The organism is Burkholderia sp. Ac-20384 (assembly GCF_017104605.1).
GTDB classification, from domain to species: Bacteria; Pseudomonadota; Gammaproteobacteria; order Burkholderiales; family Burkholderiaceae; genus Burkholderia; species Burkholderia lata.
The window spans coordinates 1-7,827 of sequence record NZ_JAAGPE010000370.1; the positions used below are offsets into that span (position 1 = coordinate 1).

At 70.5% G+C, this 7,827-nt stretch carries 9 protein-coding genes; 3 read left to right on the top strand and 6 right to left on the bottom strand.

Translation table 11 applies throughout. From position 1 onward, the window contains the following. From G3O00_RS37315 to G3O00_RS37325, 3 genes are all read left to right on the top strand, one after another. On the top strand, positions 1–272 hold a 272-nt coding region (locus G3O00_RS37315; RefSeq protein ID WP_206146011.1), incomplete at its 5' end, for a PDZ domain-containing protein. A 233-nt stretch (positions 273–505) separates the two neighbouring features. Beyond that, the gene (locus tag G3O00_RS37320; RefSeq protein ID WP_206146012.1) at positions 506–1,717 is read left to right on the top strand and encodes an MFS transporter; all 1,212 of its coding nucleotides are present in this window, start codon (positions 506–508) and stop codon (positions 1,715–1,717) included. 147 nt (positions 1,718–1,864) lie between these two features. Next, entirely contained in the window at positions 1,865–2,404 is a 540-nt protein-coding gene (locus G3O00_RS37325; RefSeq protein WP_206146013.1) for a DUF4303 domain-containing protein, read from the top strand. Between the two features lie 63 nt (positions 2,405–2,467). Here G3O00_RS37325 and G3O00_RS37330 read toward each other — a convergent pair whose 3' ends face one another. From G3O00_RS37330 to G3O00_RS37355, 6 genes are all read right to left on the bottom strand, one after another. Continuing rightward, a complete protein-coding gene (locus tag G3O00_RS37330) occupies positions 2,468–3,166 on the bottom strand; it encodes a fumarylacetoacetate hydrolase family protein (protein ID WP_034191239.1) in 699 nt (232 codons plus the stop codon). Between the two features lie 125 nt (positions 3,167–3,291). After that, positions 3,292–4,233, bottom strand: coding sequence for a helix-turn-helix transcriptional regulator (locus tag G3O00_RS37335; RefSeq protein ID WP_206146014.1), 942 nt, complete (start codon positions 4,231–4,233; stop codon positions 3,292–3,294). Between the two features lie 119 nt (positions 4,234–4,352). Beyond that, a complete protein-coding gene (locus tag G3O00_RS37340) occupies positions 4,353–5,144 on the bottom strand; it encodes a YkgJ family cysteine cluster protein (protein WP_206146015.1) in 792 nt (263 codons plus the stop codon). Positions 5,145–5,204: 60 nt separating this feature from the next. Further along, on the bottom strand, positions 5,205–5,804 hold the full coding sequence (locus tag G3O00_RS37345; protein WP_206146016.1) for a uracil-DNA glycosylase family protein: 600 nt from the start codon (positions 5,802–5,804) through the stop codon (positions 5,205–5,207). A gap of 122 nt (positions 5,805–5,926) precedes the next feature. Further along, the gene (locus tag G3O00_RS37350; protein WP_174929527.1) at positions 5,927–6,979 is read right to left on the bottom strand and encodes a CmpA/NrtA family ABC transporter substrate-binding protein; all 1,053 of its coding nucleotides are present in this window, start codon (positions 6,977–6,979) and stop codon (positions 5,927–5,929) included. A 5-nt stretch (positions 6,980–6,984) separates the two neighbouring features. Further along, entirely contained in the window at positions 6,985–7,581 is a 597-nt protein-coding gene (locus tag G3O00_RS37355) for an ANTAR domain-containing protein (protein ID WP_174929526.1), read from the bottom strand. Between the last annotated feature and the right edge of the window lie 246 nt (positions 7,582–7,827).

The following is a 7,827-nucleotide window of genomic DNA, read 5'->3' on the forward strand; positions in this document are numbered from 1 at the left end:
TCGACGGCGGCGACCGCCTCGGGCTGACGATGCATGCGCTCAGCGACGACGAGCGCCGCTCGACGGGGCTCGCGGTCGGCATGATGGTGGACGCGGTGCACGGCCCGGCAGCCACCGCGGGCATCCAGCCGGGCGATGTCGTGCTGGAGCTCAACGACACGCTGCTCGAGACGCCCGATGACATACCGACGCTCGAAGCGAACGGCAGCGTGATCGCGGTGCTGATCCAGCGCAACAACGCACGGAAGTTCGTGTCGGTGCGTGCGCGTTAGGGCGTTGACGCGCTCGGCATCGTCCGCCTACCATCGTCCGATATCGCACGCAGTCAGCCATCAGCCAGGCAATCAGGAGCTATCCGGCATGAAAGCAGCATTCGTCATCGTAGTCGTCCACAGGCGCAGGGTCCGGTAGCGGCACCGCGCCGGCACCCATGCGCCCCCGACTCGTTCGGGGGCTTTTTTTGCATTGCGCACGGCCGTGCGGCACGTGCGCGGAGGGCATCCGCTTGCAATCGAACCTGCCGGTCGCTTCCGAACGGGCGTCGCCGAGACACGCGACGCTGATCCTGTTGTGCGCGTGCTCGGTGCTGCCGCTGAGCCTGTTCCTGCCGTCGTTGCCGGCCATCGCGCGCGACCTGCGCGCCGATTACGCGCTCGTCGCGTTGTCGCTCGGCGGTTACGCGGCGGTGGCCGCGTCGCTCGAATTCGTGATGGGGCCGCTGTCGGACCGGTTCGGGCGGCGGCCGGTCGTGCTGGCGAGCGTCGGCGTGTTCGCGCTTGGCTCGTTGGGCTGCGCGATGGCGACCGATATTCGTGCGTTTCTCGCATGCCGGCTGATGCAGGCGGCGATCACGTCGGTCTATCCGGTGTCGATGGCGACGATCCGGGACACCGGCGGCGGTGCGCGCGCGGCGAGCCGGATCGGCTATGCGGCGATGGCGGCCGCGTTCGCGCCGATGCTCGGCCCCACGCTCGGCGGCGCGCTCGACCAGACGATGGGCTGGCGCGCGAGCTTCTGGCTGCTCGGCGTGGCGGGCATCGCGCTGTTCGTCTGGTGCGCGTTCGATCTCGTCGAAACCCACGCGAACCGGTCGTCGAGCCTCGGGCAGCAGCTTCGCGCGTATCCGGCGCTGCTCCGTGCGCGCCGTTTCTGGGCCTATGCGCTCTGCATGGCGTTTTCGACCGGCTCGTTCTACGCGTTCCTGGCCGGCGCACCGCTCGCCGCGCAAACGGTGTTCGGCATCGCGCCCGCGGAAGTGGGTTTCTACATGGGCACCATCACGGCCGGTTTCGTGTGCGGCAGCTTCCTGGCCGCGCGTTACGCGCGCCGCTACGCGCTGGCCACGACGATCCTGTGCGGACGGGTGGTCGCGTGCGCGGGGCCGTTGATCGGCCTCACGCTGATGTTCGGTGGCGCGACGCAGGCGATCGCATGGTTCGGGCCGTGCGTGCTGGTCGGCATCGGCAACGGGCTGACCAATCCCGGCGCGCATGCCGGCGCGGTGTCGGTGCGCCCGGAGCTGGCGGGGAGCGCGTCGGGGCTGGCGGGCGCGATGACGATCGCCGGCGGTGCCGCGCTTTCGTCGCTGACGGGCGCGGTGCTGACGGCCGACAACGCCAGCTATGCGCCGCTGGCGATGATGCTGCTGTCGGCCGCGATCGCGCTGGCGGCGGCCATCTGCGTGCGGGTGTTCGATGCGCGGGACGCGGGGCGGTGAGCGCCGGCGCGCAGAACCGGGCACGGGTGCGGGCGCGCTACCGTGCCGCGGGCGATTGGCGGACAATCGGTCGAATATCGGGAGACGACGAACCCTCCGCGCACCGAGTCATCCCCGACGCGCGCAGGGTGACTGGACGAGGATGCGATGAGCGAATTTTCTGATTTTCAGCGGGAGATTGCCGACGCCGCGAGGGCGACCTTCAGGGCGCTGCGGGCGCTGCACCCGAACGAGCATTTCTACGCGTTCGCGCTGTACACCGACAGCGGTGCGATGACGGTGGTGCCGGCGGCCAATTCGGTCGAGGGCCTGCGCAGGATCCGCGAGCAACAGGCTGTCCCGGACGACGACCCGTGGTATGCGTGGGGCTTTTCCGAGTGGGCGTACGCGGCGGCGGAAGCGTCGCCGTTCAATGCGATCTGCGGCAAGCTCGCCGATGACTTGCTGAGCCCGCAGTTTGTCAGGTCGAGATTCCCGGAATTTTCGCGGCAACTGCACGCCTCGATGATCGAGGCGTTGCACTTGCTCGACCGCGAAGGCCTGTTCGGCACGGGCGACGAAAGGGCGGCGATCACGCTGTTCGTGTCGATCAGCGACGACGATGCTGCCGAGGCGCTGGAAAACGAATCGGCGAAGGCGCTGAATCCGCCGGCCGTCGCCGACGCATTCCTGCGCCGTTACGACTGACCGAAATCGGGATGTCGCACGGCGGCCCCGGGCAGGCGGCCGCCATGCGTGCTGCGTGACGGCTTACGGCTTCGCGCCCACGACGAACTCGAACGTCGCGACGCCGTCGACGCCGCCCGTGACGCGGTCACCGGGCTGCAGTGCACCGACGCCAGCCGGCGTGCCGGTGAAGATCAGGTCGCCGGCCTTCAACTCGACCGAGCGCGACACATACGCGATGACGTCGGGTACCGCCCAGATCATGTCGGCCAGGTCGCCTTGCTGGCGCGTGTCGCCGTTCACTGCGAGCCAGATGCGGCCCGTCGCCGGGTGGCCGGTAGCGGACGCCGCGCGCAGCGCGGTCACGGGGCCCGATGCGTCGAAGCCCTTCGCCCAGTCCCACGGACGGCTCAGCTTCTTCGCTTCGGCCTGCAGGTCGCGGCGCGTGAGGTCGACGCCGACGCCGTAGCCCCACACGTGCGACAGCGCGTCGGCCGGGTCGATCGACCGGCCGTCCTTGCCGATCGCGACGACCAGCTCGATTTCGTGGTGAAGGTCGTTCGTCAGCGGCGGATAGGCGACGGTGCCGCTGGCCGGGACAATCGCGTCGGCCGGTTTCGTGAAGAAGAACGGCGGTTCGCGGTCGGGATCGGCGCCCATTTCGCGCGCGTGGTCGGCGTAGTTGCGGCCGACGCAGAAGACGCGGCGCACCGGAAAGCGCGCGGACGACTGTTCGACTTCGACGGAAGGACGCTCGGCAGCGTCGATGACATAAGCGGACATCGGATGGCCTCGTTCGGTGGGAAGACGGATGCCGCGCCCGTGCGGCGCACGGGCCGGCATGCGTGCAACGATACCCGACGCCCGTGCGGCCGGATGCGACGCAACTGCGTTTTACCGGGACAAAACTACGCGTCGGCGGCCGCCGGAGTGTCGTCGCCGTCCGGCAGCGCGGCGTTCGCGTCGCGGTACGCCTTTGGCGATACGCCGACCCGCGCACGGAAGCGCCGCGCGAAATACCCTTCGTCGCGGAAGCCGACCGAGCGTGCGATGTCCGCGATGCGCCGGCTCGTGTGGGCCAGCAGCGACTGCGCGAGCGCGATCCGGCGCTCGGTCACGAGATCGGTGAAGGTGCTCCCGGTTTCCTTGCGGACCAGGTGCGCGAGGTAGTTGGGCGACAGGAACGCGGCCTCGGCGGTCGCGGCGAGCGTCAGGTCTTCGCGGGTCAGGTTGGCGCGCACGTGGCGCAGCACGCGTGCGAGCGCGTCGCGCCGGCCCGCGCGCTGGGCGCCGCGCTGCGCGAGCTTGTCGAGCGCCCCCGCGTACTGCGTGCAGACGAGCCCGATCAGCTGCAGCAGGTAGCCGCGCAACAACGTGGTCGAGCCGAACGTGCGCACGCGATCGGTGTCGAGCATGCACAGCGCGAGGCGGCGCGCTTCATCATAGGCGTCGCCGGTCAGGATGAAGTCGAGATGTTCCTGGAAGCGGAACGGCGTCAGCTCGGGAAAGCGGTGCGCGGGCACGTCCTCGAGATCGAGCGGGTCGACGTCGAGATCGGCGCGCAGGAACGCCTGGCTGAAGTTGATCACGATGAAGTGCGCGCCTTCCGGGTGCGGGATCAGGTGCTCGCGGTGCGGCAGCACGAACGCGAGCGCGCCGCGCGGAAACGGCCGCGTGACGCCGCCGATCCGCTGCTCGGTGTCGCCGCCGAGATTGAACTGGATCTGGAAATACGCGTGCCGGTGCGGTTCGGTGATCGCCTGGCGCGACGCCTGGTCGCGGATGTAGAAGTCGAGCCGGTCGCTGCGTTCGGGCATCCCGTACAGGCGCGGCGGGGCGGTGGAGGGCATGAAGGATTCTGCTGTTCGTGACGCGGTTGAGCCGCGATGGTACAGCGAACCGGGCGCGACGGCGATCTGTGCGGCCGCGCGGCGTTGCCCGGTGTCGCTCGCGGCGTGCCGCGCGGCGATCACTCGTCCGGGTGGAAGCCGAGATAACGGGCGTGCGGGCTGCCGCTACCGGCACGCTGACTGGCCGCGCCGACCGACACGAGCGCGTCCATCGTCGACGTGCGGTTCGACACCAGCGTCCAGGCGATGGCGTCGTCGGCGCTGGCCGGCACGGACTCCGACTCCGACGCGCGCAATGCCGTCAGCGCGGCAAGCAGCGTGGCGGCCGCCGGCGCATGGACGGCGAACCCTTCGTTGGCCACGGCCGCCGTATCGATCCCCAATGCCGCGCAAAGCCGCGCCCGCAGCGGCGTCTCGGCTTCGCTCGCTGCACGCGAGCGCGCGATGTTCTCGCGGGTGTCCGCGTCGACGATCGTACCGCCGCGGACGAACGGCGCCTGCTGCCACGCGTCGGGCGTGCATTGCTTGCCGCCCGGCACCAGCGGCACGAACGGATTCACTTCGGCCGGATAGATCCGGCACACGAGCGGCCGCTCATCGTAGATCGCGCAGCGCAGATCGTCGAGCAGGTTCGGGCACGGCCCGGCATGGGTCGCGGTGAGCATGACCGTGATGCGGACGGGCAGCGAGCCGCTGAGCGCGGCGGTCGAGCGCACGCGCTTGTAAGCGGCGAATGCGTTGTCGGGCTCGGGCTCGACGAGCCACGGCATCGCGTCGCACAGCAACTCCACGTGGCCGCCGCGCTGCAGCCACGCAGTAGCCTCGTCGATCGTCAGCGGAATGCGCAGGTCGCGGCAGCATCCGCCGCAGCCGTTGCAGGCAAAGTCGAGGTCGGTGGGGGTGTCGTTCATGCTCGATTCGATACGGATTACGGGGGTGTCGCGAAACGTCGCGACATGTCGGTGGATTCTTTACGGGGCGACCAGCGGCGCGACCCGGCGTCGCAGCTCGGGCACGACCTCGTCGTCGAACCACGGGTGGTGCTTGAACCACGCCTGGTTGCGCGGCGACGGATGCGGCAGCGGCAACACGTCGGGGCCATAGTCGCGCCAGGCGTGCACGGTGTCGGTCAGCGTGGCCTTGCGCGTATCGCGCAGGAAATGACGCTGCGCGTACTGGCCGATCAGCAGCGTGAGCCGGATCGACGGCAACTCGGCGAGCAGCCGGTCGATCCACAGCGGCGCGCATTCGGGGCGCGGCGGGTTGTCGCCGCTCGCGCCGCGGCCCGGGTAGCAGAAACCCATCGGCACGATCGCGAAGCGCGTCTCGTCGTAGAACGTGTCGGCGTCGACGTCGAGCCAGCCGCGCAGCCGCTTGCCGCTCGCGTCGTCCCACGGAATGCCGCTCGCATGGACGCGTGCGCCCGGCGCCTGCCCGACGATCAGGATGCGCGCGTCGCGATGGGCCCGCACGACGGGGCGCGGGCCGAGCGGCAGGTCGGCTTCGCAGGCACGGCACGCGCGGATTTCAGTAAGCAGCACGTCGAGCGGCGCGCGCGTGGGTTTCGGCATCGAATCTGATCGGGGACGGAGTGGTCATGCGGCGTCACCCGGTGGGCGCGTGCCGGGCGCCGACAGGCTGCCCGGACAGGCGTGGCGCGGGAGCGCGCGCCGCCTGCATCACGCGGCGCGCATCAAGCCTGCGACAGGCCCGCTGCGCCGCTTTCGGCGACGGCAGCATCATACAACGCGGTTTGCGCGATCGCTCTGGCGATCCCCGCGTCGTCGTGCGAACCGTCGAGCATGCCCCAGCGCCGGTATTGGGACAGGAACCACTCGCCTTCGCGCGGATCGGGGCGGTTCACGGCGCCACCGTCGTGGAAGCGGATCGGCAGCGGCGGCACGGCGAACGGGCCCGATCCGTAGTCGCCAAGCAGGCGCGGCGCGATCAGCCGGGCCGGCACGCCGAGCGCATCGGGCGACGCGAGCCAGTCGGCCGTCTCGCGACGGTGCGGGGCGCTGTCGAGCCATGCGCAGGCGTCGACGAGCGTGCGGATCAGCGCGCGGGCCGTGGCCGGGTACAGCGCGACGAAATCGCGCCGGGTCGCGAGCACCTTCTCCGGATGATCGGGCCAGATCTCGCTCGTGACGGCAATGGTCCGCCCCGCGCCGCAGGCCTCGGCCACCGCATGCCACGGTTCGCCGGCGCAGAAGCCGTCGAGTTCGCCGCTCGCGAGCGCGGCCACCATCTCGGGCGGCGGGATCACGACGCTGCGCACGTCGCGCAGCGGATCGACATCGTGCGACGCGAGCCAGTGGTTCAGCCACATCGCGTGCGTGCCGGTCGGGAACGTCTGGGCAAGAAGCGGCTTGCGGCCGAGCGTCGCGAACGCGTCGCGCACGCTGCCGCTCGCGCGATATGCGTCGGCGAGGCCGCGCGACAACGAGATCGCCTGGCCATTGCGGTTCAGCACCATCAGCGCGGCCATGTCGGCCTGCGGGCCGCCGATCCCGAGCTGCAGCCCGCAGACGAGCCCGTACAGCGCATGCGCGGCGTCGAGTTCGCCGCTCAGCAGCTTGTCGCGCACCGCGGCCCACGACGGCTGGCGGCTGAGTTCGAGCGTGAGGCCGTGCCGCGCGCCGAGGTTCAGGCGTTGCGCGACGATCAGCGGGGCCGCGTCGCTCAGCGCGACGAACCCGAGGCGAAGATGCGCGCGTTCCGGCGCGGCGGGAGAGGAGGTATCCATGGCATTCATGACTGGGGTGACGCGTCGAGCAGTTGCCGCGCGACGTCGACGATGCGCAGGCCCTGATCCATCGCGCGCTTGCGCAGCGCTGCGTACGCATCGTGTTCGGACAGCTTGCGCTGGTCCATCAGCAGGCGCTTCGCGCGGTCGATCAGCTTGCGCTCCGCGAGTTCGCGCTCGACGTCGGCCAGCCGGCGGCGCAGCGCGTCGTCGTGCGAGAAGCGGGCGAGCGCGACTTCGAGAATCGGTGCGAGACGCTCGGCCGACAGCCCTTCGACGAGATACGCGCTGACGCCCGCGCCGACCGCCGCGCGGATCAGCGACTGGTTCGAGTCGTGGCTGAACATCAGCACGGGGCGCGGCGCGGTGGCGTGCATCACGGCAAGCTGCTCGAGCGTGTCGCGCGACGGCGAATCGGTATCGATGATCACGACGTCGGGATGCTGTTCCTCGACGGCTGCCGGCAGGCGCGCGGGCGTCGCGACGTCGTTCAGCATCTCGTAGCCGAGGGTCGCGAGCGCATCGCCGAGCTCGCCGATCGGCTTGTCGGTGTCGGTGACGAGCAGCACGCGCAGGCGGGCGGAAGAAGCAGGTGTACTCATGATGCGAACGGCGGCGGCGAAAGCGTGGCGCGATGGGCCGATCGGGGGCAACGGCCCCGGGCGGACATCGTGCCGGGGCCGCGCATGGCAGCCCGGCGGCCGGTGCCGCTGTCTTCATGATAGGTGGGCGGCCGGTGCCGCGAGGTGTCGCGCATGCTACGCGGCCCGGGACAAGGCCGTTTCGATCGCGGCACCCGCATCCGGCACGTGCTGCACGGCCGCTTCGCCGATCGCGCCGCCGACGAG